Below are 17,111 nucleotides of genomic sequence, written 5' to 3'. Positions count from 1 at the left end.
GTTTTGAAATCTGATTTATCTATTAATCCTAATTGGGAAAAATTACTAAAAAATTTAACCCAATACGGAAACCAGATATTAATAGAGAAGCAAAACGAAATAAATTGGCTTTTAGAAGAAAATGGGGTTACATATAATGTGTATAACGACCCTAAAGGAATGCATCGCTCTTGGCGATTAAACATCGTACCTTTTTTAATTCACCAAAATGAATGGGCAACTATAGAACGTGGTATTACTCAAAGATCTGAATTACTAAATCTTGTTTTAAAAGATGTTTATGGTAAAAGAGAACTTGTCTCTAGTGGCATTGTTCCTCCCGAAGTTATTTATGGACATAGAGGTTTTTTAAGACAATGTGATCAAATTCAGTATAATACATCAAAACATTTATTAATATATTCTGCTGACTTAGCACGTGGACCCGACGGACGTATGTGGGTAGTTAATGATAGAACTCAAGCTCCTTCTGGAATGGGATATGCCTTAGAAAACAGGTATTCACTTAGCAGAATGATGCCTGATCTGTTCAAAGACATCAATGTTAAACAACCCACACAATTTTTTGATGAGTTTAATCAAATGTTAATTGATTCGGCGCCAAATAACGTAACAAACCCCAATATTGTTATTTTAACACCGGGCCCCTTAAACGAAACATATTTTGACCATGCCTATATGGCATCTTTTCTGGGATATCCATTAGTTACCGGAAATGACCTTGTAGTTAGAAACGGAAAAGTATGGATGAAAACCCTAAAAGCGCTTAAGCAAGTTGATGTTATTATAAAACGTGTTGACGATGCCTTTATGGATCCTCTAGAATTAAGAGAAGATTCCTATTTAGGAGTTGCAGGTTTACTAGAAGTAGTAAGAAATAATCAAGTTGTTATTGTTAACCCTATTGGCGCTGGCGTACTAGAAAACTCTGGTTTAATACCTTTTATGAATGGCATTTGCAATTACTTCTTTAATGAAGATTTGATATTACCACAAATTGCTTCTTGGTGGTGCGGACAAGAAAGAGAACGTAACTATGTGCTCAATAATATGCGAGAATTTGTAATAAAAAACATTGACCGCTCCAATAGAGAATACCTTCATTTTTGTGAATTTTTAGATGATTTGTCTCTCAATAATTTAAGAGCTGAAATACTATTAAACCCCTATAAGTTTGTAGCACAAGAAAAAATTTCGTTTTCTACAGCTCCAGATTTTTTTAATGGTACTTTAGAACCCAGAAAGGTTATGTGTAGAACATTTGCTATTGCAAATAAGCACTCATACAACGTTATGCCAGGTGGTTTGGTAAGGGTAGCTGCAGAAAGAGAAAACCTGTTTGTATCTAATCAACGTGGTGGCATAAGTAAAGATTTTTGGATTATCTCAGATGAATTTCAAAACAGTATTCAGAGTTATTCCTGGAACAATAATAATAAAATATCGCTGTCAAATGTAAATGATTTACCAAGTAACACAGCCGAAAACTTATATTGGTCTGGAAGATATTTAGGTAGAGCACTTACAACTGCTCGTTACCTACGGATGGTTTTAAACCGAATGAATAATGAACAATATAACAATCAAAATTCAGAATCACGCAGTTTAGTTTATCTATATAAATCTGTAACTAATATTACTTCAACATTTCCAGGATTTGTAGGTAAAAATTCTGAAAAAACGTTACAAGACCCACTAAAAGAAATTTTGTCTTTGCTCTTAGATGAAAACCGTATAGGTAGTTTTGCACAAACACTTTCTAGTTTTAACCACGCTTACTATTCATTACGTAACTTATGGTCTAGAGACATGTGGCGTGTTTTTGATAGCATAAAGAAATTATGGAATAAATTTAAAGAGAACGAAACACATTCTATTTCTGAACTTTCCAAATTATTAGATCGTATCATAACAAGGCTTATAGCTTTTATGGGGCTTATAGAAGAGAGTATATTAGTAAGTCAAGGGCTTTTATTATACTTTATTGGTTTACAAACAGAACAAGCTATGATGCATATTGCAAAACTAAGAGCTCTGTTGGTTTTTAATTACTCTGAGCAATTGCAATATGAAATTCTGGAATCGTTTTTAACAAGTCATGAAAGTCTAAATATTTACAGGTACAGTTATCGCTCTTATTTAAGTGTAGAAAACGTTATTCGTTTAGTTATGCTTGATACAGAATACGCAAAATCACTCCATTACCAATTTAAACGTATTCAAAAAGACATACGTAAACTTCCACAATCTGAAACTAATTCAGGGAATAACTATTATAGTTTACATATTTCTGAGTCTATAAAAATTATAGAAAACCTAGATATTACTAATTTACTAGAGCTAAACAATACAAAAACTCTACGTCAAAATCTTGATGATGTCTTATCGGAACTTAGCAATTTATTACACAAAAGTAGTATTACTCTTTCTGATACTTATTTTAATCATGCCTACCAACAAAAACAATTGGTTAATCAAAACTTTCCATTGGCATAAATGATTTATCAAGTTTCACATACTACTACCTATAATTACGAGCATGGTGTATCATTTTGTCATAATATAGCCACTCTTAAGCCTAAGGAAGTTGCAGGTCAAACATTATTAGATTATCATTTAGACATTACACCTATTCCCGAAGAAATTTCAGAGAAAATTGATTTTTTTGGAAACACTGTCACAAGATTTTCTATTCAAAAACAACATTCAAAATTAAAGGTAATCGCCAGTAGTAAAATTTTAAAAGAGGTTAGTACAGTATCCAGTATTTATAATAACCCAGCTGCTCAACAAATTACTTTGCAACAAGCCTTGTTGGAATTAAAAAGTAATTCAACTGAAATACTTCATGTAAAACAGTTTTGCTTAGAATCTGTTTTGGTTGCTAATATTACATCAAATATCAAAGCTTATGCTGAAGTTTCTTTTCAACCAAATAGATCAATTTTTGAAGCGGCGTTTGAATTAATGCAGCGTATTTATACCGATTTTGAATTTAATGCTGAAGTTACAAATGTAGCCACACCCATTCATGATGTTATGAAACTTAAAAAAGGCGTTTGCCAAGACTTTGCGCAAATAGCCATTGCCTGTGTGCGCTCTGTTGGTTTACCTGCCCGTTATGTAAGTGGTTATATTGAAACACTACCACCGCCTGGTAAAGAAAAACTTATTGGTACAGATGCTTCTCATGCTTGGTTTTCTATGTTTATACCCTATTTTGGATGGGTGGATTTTGACCCAACTAATAACCAGATACCTTCAAATCAACACATAATAATTTCTCATGGTAGAGATTATTATGATGTTCCGCCATTAAAAGGTGTTATTTACAGTACGGGGAAAAATAAGATGAAAGTAGCTGTAGATATAAGACCTGTGATTTAATATCTCATCGTTAGTAATATTTCTACCCGTTTTATTGTTTGTTAACTGATTTAATTTAATGAAAATGCTACTATTTTATTACCAATTGGTGTTCCTAGTTTTTCGCCTCCACAGGCTATTGCTATATACTGCTTGCCATTAACTTGATACATAGCCGGGGTAGCAAAAGCAGCTGCGGGTAATTTGTACTCCCACAACAATTCACCTGTAAACTTATTAAATGCCCTGAAATAGCCATCCTTTGTCGCTCCAATAAAGAGTAACCCGTTTTGAGTAACTATGGGGCCTCCATAATTCTCACATCCCGTTTGTGGATATCCTTTTGCCTTTAGTTCTGGTGTATCTCCTAATACAATTGACCATTTGAAATTACCTGTATTTAAGTCTATGGAGTGCATAGTGCCCCAAGGTGGTGAAATAGCAGGTCTTCCCTTGCTATCTAAAAAACGCTTATAACCAGCGTATTTATAAGCCAAAGGATACGTAATTTTTGGATTCTTAGGCATAATAGTATCTGGTTCATTAAACAAGAAATGCATTAAAGCTTCCTTTTCTTTGGCTGGAATATGAGGAAATCCGGTCATCATACCCTTACCTGTTTTTATTAACTGAGCTACTTCGTTTTTTGATGTTTTACTTTTTAAATTTATTAAAGAGGGATAACCACTTTGAACCACCCCGCTTTTATCTTCTTGATGACAAGTAACACAGTATTGCATATAGGTTTGTTTCCCTAAGGGAAAGTTTTTCACTGAGTTATCATTCTCCTTCATTTGAATAACCCATGGTGCTTCTTGAGAGTTTATGTAAATAACACCTTCTTCGGGATCTGCAGCAGTTCCGCCCCACTCTGCAGCACCATCCAATCCAGGGAACAGAATCATGGGGTCTAAACTCGGTGGCGCATATAATCTTCTATCCGAATGTTTCAAAAGCTCTAAAAGTTCTTCTCTGTTATCGGCATACGGACTTATATCTTCATCTGTTAGTTCCGTTGACTGTCTTGCAAAAGGTTTTGGCTTTACAGGAATGGGTTGTGTTTTTGAGGCCTCTTCACCATCTAAAGTTGAAACAGGCACTGGTATTTCTTCAATATCAAATAGAGGCTCTCCAGTAACTCGATTAAAGACATAAACATATCCCTGTTTTGTTGATTGAGAAACTGCGGGTATCTTTTTACCTTCTCTAGTAATCGTAATTAAATTGGGTGGTGTTGGAGGATCTCTATCCCATAAATCATGATGTACCATTTGAAAATGCCAAAGTCTCTTTCCAGTATTAACATCCAAAGCTAGCAGGCAATCTGTAAATAAATTGTCTCCTTTGCGAACACCGCCATAAAAATCAGGGGAAGCCGAACCTGTTGGAATGTAAATAATACCGCGTTTTTCATCTAAAGCCATACCGCTCCAATTATTACCTGCGCCAATCAAAGGGTTTGAATGGGGATTTTTGTCTTCCCAAGTTTCAATACCTTCTTGGTATGGAAGTGGAATTGTATTAAAAACCCATTCCAACTTACCTGTAATAATATTAAACGCCATAATATTTCCTGGCAGAGCCCCAATATCTTCAGGAACACGAATAGGCATGACAATAATATCCTTGTATACGGTACCTGGTGTATTGGAGACAAGAAAACTACCCGTGGTAATTTCACCTAAACCACTACTTAGGTTTACTTTTCCGTTATCGCCAAAGCTTTCAATAGACCTTCCTGTTAAGGCATCAAGTGCATATAAATACGGTCCAGAAGTATATAATATGCGTTTATCATATCCTTTCTCCCAATAAGAAACTCCTCTGCTGGTTGAGGCTCTTAAATTTAACGAATCACCAAATCTCCAAATTTCCTTTCCTGTTGCAGAGTGCAAAGCAATGGCTCTAAGTCTTGAAGTAACACCATACAGAATAGTATCAATGACAATGGGATTCATTTGCATTTGTCCATAATCTGGTGACTCGTAGGTCCAAGCTACTTTTAACTTAGTAACATTATCTAATGTGATTTCTGATAATGTAGAATACTGATTTCTATCTGGTCCACCTTGGTATGATCTCCAAGTTGAATAATCTTTAGGCTTATAACTAGAATTTTGTTGACAGTTAAAAATAAGAAGGAAAGCTAAAAAAGCAGCTAAGTAAAAAGCACTGCGCATAGGTTGGTTTTCAAGTGTTTTATACTCTAAATATAGTGAATCCCAAACTTTTATTTCAGAACTCTTCCTATAGAACCTTTATCATTAGGAATAAGCTCATAAATATAGTCTGGTGCTAGCCCAATTTCATGACGATGTGAAACATACAAAATAGCCGTATGACTCTCTTTGGAAATTTTATTAATCAACTCAGAAAATATAATGGTATCTAAATCATCTAATCCATTGGTAGGTTCATCTAAAATAAGCAATGGTGGATGTTTTACCATAGCTCGAACAATTAAAACCAAGCGCTTGTGTCCTTGAGAAAGTGTTTGGAAATTTTGATTTTTAATATCGAACATATTTAATAATTTCAGCCATTCATGTGCTTTTAAAATTTGACCTTCATTGGGGTATTTGTAAAGACCAACAGAATCATAAAATCCAGAAATTATCATTCTTTCAATAGTATCTGATCGTTTGAAACCTTGCAACATTTCTGAAGTGAAATACCCTATTTTTTTCTTAATATCCCAAACACTTTCTCCACTACCTTTTTTAATCCCGAAAAGATATATATCCTGATTAAAAGCTTTAGGGTTATCACCTGAAATTAATGATAGAATGGTACTCTTACCGGAACCATTTGGCCCAATTAAATGCCAAAATTCTCCAGTTTTAATCTCCCAACAAATATTTTTTATTATTGGTTTTTCTAGATAAGAAACTGATACGTTTTGAAACTTTACCAAAGAAGGACTTTCAACTGAAACTTGCTCAAGGGGCTTTGGTAAATCTTGAATGAAATAGTGTTTTAATTTTGGCGTTGGATTGTCAAAATTTTCAAATGGGATAATCTGTTTGCCTTCAAATCTATATACTTTACTAATAAAAGGAAGCACATCTTTCTTTCTATTAGAAATTTGAATAACAGGAATTGATTTACTCAGCTCTTCAAGTGTAAGCGCTATTTCCTCTTGAGATTGAACATCTAAATTTCCGAATACATTATCTGCTACCAAATATTCAGGTTTGCTGGCTATTAAATGCTTAAGCAATGCTTTTTTTCGTTCTCCCTCAGAAGATTTCATTAAGCTATGTTTGTTCTTTGTGGCAATATCAAAACGTCCATGACGCTTTTCTTCTTCAATAAACTTATTAATGGTTATTTCAGAAAAAAGTGCCCCATTTAAACCATTTAAACTTTCAATAAGGTTTCCAGATAAAATATTTTTAATTAATGATTTTTTATCATCTTTATTGGAAACATAAATGGCAATGTGCTTTTTCAATTTATAGTCGATTTTTTGTCTAAATATAAAAAAAGAGGGATAAACCCTCTCTTCTGTATTTTATAAAAACCTAATTATATTACAAGTTACTTATGTGAAAAGGAACCAACCCATCAATAGGTCTTCTTACAAAGTTCCCTACTTTGAAGCCCATTTCGTCTGCAACTTCTCTTATTTCATTTTGAGAAAAGAAGGCTATAGACCCTGCAAAATGAACAGGAACCGTTTTTAACTCTTCCTTAAATTGCATTATCATATTTTTAGCAAATAATCTGATACCGTTTTTTATAAGATTGATTGTATATTCAGAATCTTTATGTAAAAACATAAACTCAGCAAAACTTGCTAAATAAGCATTGGGGTTGGGTTGTTTGTAAAGATTATACTTAATAAAATCTGATTCTAAATTATATTTAGCTCCAAATGCCACTTTAACATTTTCTGGCATGTGATTAAAATAATAATCCCTAATTAATTGTTTTCCGTAGTAATTACCAGAAGCATCATCCATAAGCGTATACCCCAATGAAAGTACACGTTGATGAAGTTTTTCACCATCATAATAACTACAGTTAGAACCTGTTCCCATGATACAAACTACAGCAGCTTCTTTGGGATGATTAATTGTTGAATATACGGCTGCCAAGGTATCTTCGTTGACAGAAACTTGAGCCTTAGAAAAAATATCCTCTAATACACCTTTTAACATTTTTCTTGGGTTCTCTGTACCACAACCTGCACCATAAAAGAACACATGAGAGACAATATCTTTATTATCAATTAAGGAATCACTTTCCTTGATGGTTTTATAAAGCTTCTTTTCAGTTAAAATGGCTGGATTAAGACCTTTGGTTCTAATCTTTTCCATTATTTTGTTACCATCTTTATCTACGGCTAACCAATCTGATTTGGTAGAACCACTATCAACAATTAATATCATAAGTTCAAAGATAAAAAAACTCCACAGTAATTAAATGCATGTACACTTAACACACTGTGGAGTGTTGTAAATTATAAGTTATATTATTTTACAGATGCAATGTATTGAGCTAAATCAACTAATTTAGTTGAATAACCAAATTCATTATCGTACCAAGACACTAACTTAAAGAAGTTATCGTTTAATGCGATACTTGCACCAGCATCAAATACACTAGTTAAAGGTTCTGAAACAAAATCCTGAGATACCACAGCTTCTTCAGTATAACCAAATACACCTGCTAATTCGTTTTCAGAAGCCGCTTTTAAGGCAGCTTTAACTTCATCCCAAGAGGCTGATTTTTCTGTTCTAACAGTTAAGTCTACAACCGATACATCTGGAGTTGGTACTCTAAATGCCATACCTGTTAATTTTCCGTTTAATTCAGGAATTACTTTTCCTACTGCTTTAGCAGCTCCTGTAGAAGAAGGAATAATGTTAGCTAAAGCACTTCTACCACCTCTCCAGTCTTTTCTTGAAGGACCATCAACAGTCATTTGAGTAGCTGTTGTAGCATGAACTGTAGTCATTAAGCCTTCTATAATACCGAAGTTATCATTAATAACTTTAGCTAAAGGTGCTAAACAGTTAGTAGTACAAGACGCATTTGATACAATGGTATCAGCGGCTGTAATTTTATCATTGTTTACTCCCATTACAAACATTGGAGCATCTGCAGAAGGAGCCGAAATAGCTACTTTTTTAGCACCAGCCGTAATATGAGCTTGCGCTTTATCTAGAGTTGTGAAAATTCCAGTACAATCTAAAACAACCTCTGCGCCAACGGCATCCCATTTTAAATCTTCAGGGTTGCGCTCTGCAGTAATTCTAATTTCGTTTCCGTTTACAACTAAGTTTCCGTCTTTAATATCCACAGTACCATCAAATCTACCGTGAACAGAATCATATTTTAATAAATAGGCTAAATGCTCTACATCTAACAAGTCATTAATTCCTACTACTTCAATATCATTAGGTCTAGAAGCTGCTACTCTAAAAGCAATTCTACCTATTCTACCAAATCCGTTAATTCCAATTTTTAATTTTGACATATCTAAGATTAATTAGTGTTATGTGCTCATGATATCTGAGACACGTAATAATTCTAAATTTATTTTTGTTTTTCCTTTAATGGCTTTATCTAATGGGGTTAATTCCATTTTGTTGTTTTTTAACCCTACCATATAATTAGTTTCTCCTTCTAGTAAGGTTTCTACAGCTTTCACCCCCATTCTACTGGCTAAAACTCTATCAAAACAAGATGGAGCTCCTCCGCGTTGCATATGGCCTAAAACCGATACGCGAACATCATACCCTTCCATATTTTCATCTACATATTCTTTTAGCTCAAAAATATTTTTACCAATTTTATCACCTTCGGCAACAACAACAATACTAGAAGTTTTTCCAGTTTTTCTACTCTTATTTAAAGATTCTTTCAATCTATCTAATCCTAAATCTTCTTCTGGAATGAGGATTTCTTCTGCTCCACCAGCAATACCAGTATTTAAAGCAATATGACCCACATCACGTCCCATCACCTCAATAAAAAATAATCTGTTATGGGAACTCGCTGTATCTCTAATCTTATCAATGGCATCTACTACTGTATTCAAAGCGGTATCAAAACCTAACGTGTGGGTAGTTCCAAAAATATCATTATCAATGGTTCCTGGTATACCCATTACTGGAAACCCAAACTCTTGATTGAAAACTAATGCCCCAGTAAAAGAACCATCTCCACCAATAACAACTAAACCTTCAACGCCCTCCTTTATTATATTTTGAAACGCTTTCTCTCTACCTTCTTTGGTTCTGAATTCTTTTGAACGAGCAGATTTTAAAATGGTTCCACCTTTGTTGATGATACCTCTTACACTACGGGCATTCATAGATTTAAAATCCCCATCAATCAACCCTTCGTAACCTCGATATACACCAATACATTCAACACCATGATAGGCACATGTTCTAACCACCGCACGAACCGCGGCATTCATTCCTGGAGCATCGCCCCCTGAAGTTAAAACGGCTATTTTTTTAATTTTATTAGGCATATATTAAATTTGCTGGTAAAATTACTAAACAAAAACAATATAATCATAGCATTTAGGGCTTTTTAATGCATACTTAACACTATAACGTTTTAGTAAATTATGGTTTATTATTTCGATAAAAACAGCTTGAAATTTTAACAAAAATAAAAGCTGTTTACTTTTGTGAAGATGGACGCTGATTTATGAAGCTGGGGGTAGCATTAGTATCTTCAATATTTGATTGTTCATCTAAGATTGATTGGTCTGCTTTTTTCTTGAACAAGCTCTGAATAAGTTCTTTAAAGGTGTCAAAATCTACATTGTAAGACACCCCTAAACCCTGCGTATAACCAATGGCTTCTCCAAAATTTCGGATACTATTTTCTCTGTTAAATACTTTAGCTATTAGTGTTCCTTCTTCATTTAAAAGAAAATCTATCTGTACATCTCCAGCCACAACTGTATTGGCAGCATCTGCTCCACCAATTGGCACCCCAACTTTACCATTTATGAGTACTCTATCGCTAATTTGGGTTTGAAGCGTAACACCTACCCTATCATTTGTTTGATAATCTGGTCTGTTTTGCCCTGCCTCATAATTAACGCCAAGACTAAGTTTACCATCACCACCAGAAAAAATACCATTAATAATACCATTAAGTCTCTCTGCTATGGTTCCTGAAAAATTAAGTTCATTTATCCCTCTAGAAAATGAACCCGTTGAGATTAAGTACAGAGCCTGATTTTGTCTATCGTCTGGTGATTCCAATCTATATTGTAACTCAGATTTTATAGACGAATGAATATTAGGAAATTCAAAATTAAATGCAGGCGTTGGTTGCTCTAAATCACCTGTTAACGCAATGTTTAACTCTACTGGAATACTTCTGTTTATAGGGTCATCTAATAAAGGAGATGGGTTGGCGGTTGTTTTATAAATAGCTAACATGTCTATTTGAGCTTTTAACGGGTCTCCTTCCCAATTGATGGTTCCACCAGGTTGTACTATGAACTCCTTTTGTACTAAGCCCCCATACGCAAAATTGTAAACTCCTTCGAATACCGAGAAATCACCCCACATATTAAACTTACCGTTAGTATTTATTTCAACAAGCATACCACCTCTACCGCGTCCTTTTAAGGAATGCCCTGTACTTTTATCTATAATTATTTCAACTTCGGCATCTTCTGTCACATCTACCTCAAAATCCAATTCTAATCCTTGAATATCTTGAAAAGCAATTTCCTTACCTTTATCTCTTGCTTCTTTTTCGGTTTTAGATAGAATTCTTATGAATGAATTATCACCAAAAGATTCGGTATCATTAAGTGGAATTTTAAAAACAGTGCCTGGTTTAGTTTCTGCTACAACACTTATTGTTAATTGCTCTGTGGGTCCTTGAATTTTAGCTTCACCTCCCATAAAACCCCTACCATAATAAAGTGCCTCTTCAGATTCTTCAGTATCTAAAATCAATAAATTTTTAGTATCGACATCTAAATCTAAACGCCATTTTGATAGATTCACATGGCTTAAAGAACCATTAAGCATTCCTCTTGATTTAAATTTGGTATCGGTTAGTTGTATATCATTAAAAATGAAACTTTGATTACTAAGTGATACGGAAGCATTATTATTAAAATTATAATCAACATTTAAATAAGGAATACCAAAGCCACCATTTATTACTCTCAGTTTTCCCTCAATATCTGGTCTTTTAAGATTACCTACAATATTGGCTTCTCCTGTTACAGCACCTCTTATATTAGAAAGCACATCTTGCAATAACGGATTGAGTGGCTCTAAAATGAAATGATCAAAAGTAAGATCTACATTTATTGTTGAGTTTTTACCAAGAACACTAATATCTCCTTTTGCAGCAAATGAATTTGCTTTATCATTTTTAATAGTTGCATCAACCTCATATTTTGTTAAATCTTCATTTCCTGTAATATTAGCATCAAAGTCTCCTAAAGGAAATTTATTAACCATAAAATCATTGATTATAATCGTTGAATTTGGTAAATAACTTCCGTTTTTCTGCAAAACATCTAACTTACCATTAACCTTTCCCGCTAAAGAGAGGCTATCAATTACAGGTGTTATTTTAGCTAGATTTACATTTTTAAAATTTAATTTGATATCTTTTTGGGTAGAATCTTTCAAAAACCCAGAAAGTTTAATTTCTTCATTTTTATGAGTAATCTTAAAGTTATCTAGATTAAACTTGGTAAGTGCCTTATCAAAAGACATTTTGTTGAGTGTATCATTTTTTTCATTTACAAACCATTTTCTATCCTTTATTGTAAAATCTGATTTTTTAAAGCCTACAACAGATTCCTTAGCTTCATTAATTGTATGATAAAAACTTAAATTATAAATGTCTTTATTTCGTTTTCCGCCTTTAAACTCAGAACGCATAAATAAAGTATCATTAACCGTAACGTTAATTAAATTAAAGTTAGACACGTTGTAGAACTTGGTGTTTAGACTATCTACCTCTACATAAGTATTGAAAAGTGGATTACTATTGTCTACTTGTAACTCAATATTATTTGCAAAATAATTATGAACTTTTATTTGCGGTGATTTAAATGTTAACTTAAACTTAGTTTCATCACTCTCTACCCTTCCTCGTATGTAGGTGTTTTTTCCTAATTCAATATCTGGAAAGATAACTTCGGCAATTTTATTATAGATTTTAAAATTAAAATCTATACTCTGAGTAGCACTTATATCATGTGGAATATAATTAGTATATATGTGCCCAATAGAATTTTCAAAAAGTTTTTTTAAATCTCTAAACACAAAACGCCCCTTAAGGTTGCCTTCTATGATATCTGGCGATTTAAACTCAACTTGCCTTATACCTTCATCAAATCTTGATGAAATATCAAACTGGTCAAAATAATATGCGTCATGCTCATTTGTATAAGTAGTATTATTAAATGATATTTTTCCATAGGCGTCATCTAAATTGCTACTATTCATATTCATTTTAACTCTACTCTTTAAAATGGAAATACTGTCTTTTTTAACAAAATTCAGAGTTCTTAAGTTAGCATAATCAACATTTGCTTCAAAATCGTATTTTTTAACTTTTTCAGAGAAATCAACAAGACCATTAAAATTAAATTGCAAGTTCCTGTCATTTACAATTAAGTTTCCATCAAAAATCTTATTTCTTACATTCCCAGCTACTTTTATACCACTATAATTATAATCATTATAAAGAATCTCGTAAATCTCTCCTTTTACCTTAGTATCTAGATTATCTGTTAAAAATCCATTACCATCAACATCAAAATTTAGTGAACCAACACCTGTTTTAGGGTCGTTTAAAAACACGCCAAAATCAAACTTTTCAAAAACTACTTTTCCCTTATAGGTAGCATTATCAATATCATCAACCTTAGTTATTTCTAAATTAGAATCAATAAACCCTATTTCTGTATCTATTTCAACATCTGCATTAATGGTCCTTGAAGTTATCTGTGTATTACCTTGAATGGTAAAATTTCCTAAACGCTCAAAAGATGAAGGTATAGCTTCTCCTAAAACATTGGGTAACAAGGCTTTTAAATCGTTATAAGTAGAGGTTACATTTGAAAACCGCCCATTCATATAAAAATTATGCTCTTCTTTATTAAACAAATTTTTAAAATTAACGTCCCCAATTATTCTGGTTTTTGTATTGGTTCTAAGATTTAAATTAGTGGCAGTTAAATTGTTTAAAGTTCCAGACATATTCACGCTAAACTTAGCACGTTGATTAACCCCAAACTCATTATAAATAATGTTGAGTTCATCTAGCAGTACATCTGAATTTTCAAATTTAGCGTCCACCAAAACCTTATCTGTGAAATACAGTAAATCTTCTCTTTTGTAGGTGAATTTCAAGTTTCCTTTTAAAACCGACTCTGGTGTTTTTATATCCAGATTATTAAAAGTCATGCCGGTAAGTGTGTACTTAAAATCGGTCATCATGTTTTTCATGGTTAGACCTCTACTATCCTTAAAAGAAAGTTTATTTATTCTGGCACTTACATCACTTCCTTTTATTAAAAAGTTGGTAGCATTAATATTTAAATCTCTTAAATCTAAGCGCTTAGAGGTTTCTCTGTTTTCGTCTATGAGTTTAAAAAGGCCATCATAAATAGACACATCACTTGATGACAACAAAAAACTACCATCGCCTTTTTTGGGGTTTTCACCTTCAATCTTTCTAACAAAAATATCAAGGTTGGTTTCAGAGGTATCTTTATAGGTTTTTATATTTAGAAATAAATTGAAGACATCAATATCACCAAATGTCATTTTATTATTAAAAAAATTCCTAAAACTTAATACAGAGGTATTTAACTCTACTATATTGATTAAGGTATCTTTTTTATAATCTTCAATAAAAATATTTTTAAACTCAATATCACCGTTAAACTGAAGTCCAACTTTTTCAATATTAATATTAGTTCCAAATTCTTCGTTAAGCTTGTTTGTAGCATAATTCCCTAAACCAGTTTGAACCGAAGGGATAGAAAGTACCAACACCAAAATGATGAAGAGTAGCAGTAAAATACCTGCTATTTTTGATGCTATTTTGAGTCCTTTTTTGATACGCTGTAAAATTATTGATATTATTAAGAATAAACTACATTTCCTTAGCAATTCTATATTTAGAAATTTAGGTCTTAGGTAAACTACTCAATACCTATTTCTACATTTCATTAAAAAAATAAATGAGTAATTTTGTAATTACGAATAATGGCATCTTTTCAGACGTTTATTCACAACCAAAATTAACAATTATTGTGCCTAAATATAATTAATGAATTCACAAAATATTTTCATTCTTGGTATTGAATCTTCTTGCGATGATACTGCAGCTTCTGTGATACATAATGGGAGAATTTTAAGTAATGTTGTTGCTAATCAAAAAATACATGAAGCATACGGTGGTGTAGTACCAGAATTAGCGTCTAGGGCACATCAGCAAAATATAGTTCCGGTAGTACACCAAGCCATTAAAGAAGCTGGTATTACCAAAGAAGATTTAAACGCTGTGTCTTTTACCAGAGGCCCTGGCTTGATGGGAAGCTTACTTGTTGGCACTTCATTTGCAAAATCTTTGGCCTACGGTTTAAATATTCCTTTAATTGATGTTAACCACATGCAAGCGCATATATTGGCACATTATATTGATGAAGCTGGCTTTAAGAAACCACCATTTCCTTTTTTGGCTATGACTATTTCTGGAGGGCACACTCAAATTGTAAAAGTGAACCACTATTTTGATATGAAAGTTATTGGTGAAACCATTGACGATGCTGTTGGTGAAGCTTTTGATAAGAGTGGAAAGATTCTTGGTTTAGGATACCCTGCGGGACCAGAAATTGATAAACGGTCTAAATTAGGAAACCCAAAAGCTTTTAAATTTACTAAACCCAAGGTTGACGCATTAAATTTTAGTTTCTCTGGCTTAAAAACTGCTATTTTATATTTTGTACAACGAGAAACAAAGGCTAATCCTAATTTTGTTGAAGAAAACCTTAATGATATTTGCGCTTCTATTCAACATACCATTATTGGTATATTAATTGACAAATTAAAGAAAGCATCTAAAGAAACAGGCATAAAACATATTGCTATTGGTGGTGGGGTTTCTGCAAATTCTGGGATTAGACAAGCGCTAAAAGATGGTGAACAAAAATTTGGATGGACTACATATATTCCAAAATTTGAGTATACCACAGATAATGCTGCCATGATTGCCATAGTAGGCTATTTAAAATATCTAGAGAGTGATTTCAGCAAACAAAATGTAATGGCCTCTGCTAGGTTGAAGATATAGCAACATTTGCAGTTCACTAACAAATCTAAAACCCTAAATCTTTTTATCTTAGCTAAATGCAACTCTTTTACAATCCAGACATAACAGATAGCACAGAAGAATTCTCTTTCCCAAAAGATGAAAGCAGACATATTATAAAAGTACTTCGTAAAAATACTGGAGATATACTCTACATTACTAATGGCAACGGTTTGTTGTTTAAAGCCGAAATAACACTACCCAACATTAATAAGTGTTTGGTAAAAATAAAATCAATAGAAAAGCAACCAAAACGAAATTATAAGTTACATTTAGCCGTGGCTCCAACTAAAATGAATGACCGTTACGAATGGTTTCTGGAAAAATCAACCGAAATAGGTATAGATACCATAACCCCTATTATTTGTGACCATAGCGAACGTAAAACAATTAAAACAGAACGTTTTGAACGCATCTTACAATCGGCTATGAAACAATCTTTAAACTGTTATAAGCCTAAGTTAAATAAAGCTTTAGCTTTTAAAGATTTTATAAAACAAGATTTTAGTGGTCATTTGTTTATTGCCCATTGTGAGGAAACAGACAGAAAATCTTTAAAACAATTATTAAAACCTAAATCAGAGGTTATCATTTTAATTGGACCTGAAGGCGATTTTAGTTCCGAAGAAATTAATATAGCTATTGCTAAGAAGTTTATTCCTGTAACTTTGGGAAATACTAGATTAAGAACGGAAACCGCAGCTATTGTAGCGTGCCATTCTGTAGCATTTATCAATGAGTAATATGAAAAAAGCCGTTTTAATTTTAGTTTTTAGCTTATCACTTTTAACTATTTCTGCTCAAGAGCTTGCTGTTCTAAAATACAAAGGTGGAGGCGATTGGTACAGCAATCCCACCGCATTACCCAACCTCATTAAATTTTGTAACGAAACCATCAATACTAAAATAGAAACCAACCCGCAAACGGTTGAAGTTAATAGTGTAGAGATTTTTCAATACCCTTTTTTGCACATGACTGGCCATGGCAATGTGTTTTTTAGTGATGAAGATGCCGAAAACTTAAGGAATTACCTTTTATCTGGAGGTTTTTTACATATTGATGATAATTATGGTATGGAGCCTTTTATTACCGAAGAACTAAAAAAAGTATTCCCTGAGAAAGAATTGATTGAACTACCAACAAACCATAAAATTTTTAATGTAGCATTTAACTTTCCTAACGGACTACCAAAAATACATGAACACGATGGGAAAACACCACAAGCCTTTGGTCTTTTTCATGAAGATAGATTGGTTTTATTGTTTACTTACGAAAGCGATTTAGGCGATGGTTGGGAAGACGAATCTGTGCATAACGATCCTCCCAATGTTAGAGAAAAAGCCTTAAAAATGGGAGCTAATATCATTAAATATGCCTTTGAAAACTGATAGTTTATATCAATAATACT

The 17,111-nt window shown here is 32.9% G+C and carries 11 protein-coding genes; 5 read left to right on the top strand and 6 right to left on the bottom strand.

The window, feature by feature from the left end; all coding sequences use genetic code 11:
* The first annotated feature begins 3 nt into the window (after window positions 1-3).
* Window positions 4-2,496: a circularly permuted type 2 ATP-grasp protein gene (locus E1J38_RS14235; protein WP_255449909.1), complete on the top strand. Its 2,493-nt coding sequence runs from the start codon at window positions 4-6 to the stop codon at window positions 2,494-2,496.
* Entirely contained in the window at window positions 2,497-3,387 is an 891-nt protein-coding gene (locus E1J38_RS14230; protein ID WP_133357493.1) for a transglutaminase family protein, read from the top strand. It begins immediately after the preceding gene.
* Between the two features lie 50 nt (window positions 3,388-3,437).
* Here E1J38_RS14230 and E1J38_RS14225 read toward each other — a convergent pair whose 3' ends face one another.
* The 6 genes from E1J38_RS14225 to E1J38_RS14200 form a co-directional block, all read right to left on the bottom strand.
* Window positions 3,438-5,546, bottom strand: coding sequence for a pyrroloquinoline quinone-dependent dehydrogenase (locus tag E1J38_RS14225; protein WP_133357494.1), 2,109 nt, complete (start codon window positions 5,544-5,546; stop codon window positions 3,438-3,440).
* Between the two features lie 50 nt (window positions 5,547-5,596).
* Window positions 5,597-6,820, bottom strand: a complete 1,224-nt coding sequence (locus tag E1J38_RS14220) for an ATP-binding cassette domain-containing protein (protein ID WP_133357495.1) — start codon at window positions 6,818-6,820, stop codon at window positions 5,597-5,599.
* A gap of 79 nt (window positions 6,821-6,899) precedes the next feature.
* The gene (locus tag E1J38_RS14215) at window positions 6,900-7,760 is read right to left on the bottom strand and encodes an N-acetylglucosamine kinase (protein WP_133357496.1); all 861 of its coding nucleotides are present in this window, start codon (window positions 7,758-7,760) and stop codon (window positions 6,900-6,902) included.
* A gap of 83 nt (window positions 7,761-7,843) precedes the next feature.
* A complete protein-coding gene (gene gap, locus E1J38_RS14210) occupies window positions 7,844-8,851 on the bottom strand; it encodes a type I glyceraldehyde-3-phosphate dehydrogenase (protein ID WP_133357497.1) in 1,008 nt (335 codons plus the stop codon).
* An 18-nt stretch (window positions 8,852-8,869) separates the two neighbouring features.
* Window positions 8,870-9,856, bottom strand: coding sequence for a 6-phosphofructokinase (gene pfkA, locus E1J38_RS14205; protein ID WP_133357498.1), 987 nt, complete (start codon window positions 9,854-9,856; stop codon window positions 8,870-8,872).
* Window positions 9,857-10,010: 154 nt separating this feature from the next.
* Window positions 10,011-14,501 (bottom strand): translocation/assembly module TamB domain-containing protein, encoded by a 4,491-nt coding sequence (locus tag E1J38_RS14200; RefSeq protein ID WP_255449908.1) that lies wholly within the window; start codon window positions 14,499-14,501, stop codon window positions 10,011-10,013.
* 160 nt (window positions 14,502-14,661) lie between these two features.
* Here E1J38_RS14200 and tsaD point away from each other — a divergent pair, with 160 nt between their 5' ends.
* The 3 genes from tsaD to E1J38_RS14185 are packed head-to-tail and all read left to right on the top strand — an operon-like array spanning window position 14,662 to window position 17,091.
* Entirely contained in the window at window positions 14,662-15,684 is a 1,023-nt protein-coding gene (gene tsaD, locus E1J38_RS14195; protein WP_133357499.1) for a tRNA (adenosine(37)-N6)-threonylcarbamoyltransferase complex transferase subunit TsaD, read from the top strand.
* Window positions 15,685-15,740: 56 nt separating this feature from the next.
* Window positions 15,741-16,445, top strand: coding sequence for a 16S rRNA (uracil(1498)-N(3))-methyltransferase (locus tag E1J38_RS14190; protein WP_133357500.1), 705 nt, complete (start codon window positions 15,741-15,743; stop codon window positions 16,443-16,445).
* Between the two features lies 1 nt (window position 16,446).
* Window positions 16,447-17,091, top strand: a complete 645-nt coding sequence (locus E1J38_RS14185) for a DUF4159 domain-containing protein (RefSeq protein WP_133357501.1) — start codon at window positions 16,447-16,449, stop codon at window positions 17,089-17,091.
* Window positions 17,092-17,111 lie beyond the last annotated feature (20 nt).

The sequence above is a fragment of the Seonamhaeicola sediminis genome, assembly GCF_004358095.2.
Lineage (GTDB): Bacteria > Bacteroidota > Bacteroidia > Flavobacteriales > Flavobacteriaceae > Seonamhaeicola > Seonamhaeicola sediminis.
The sequence above is the reverse complement of the archived record's forward strand: the minus strand, read 5'-3'. Positions and strand labels throughout refer to the sequence as shown.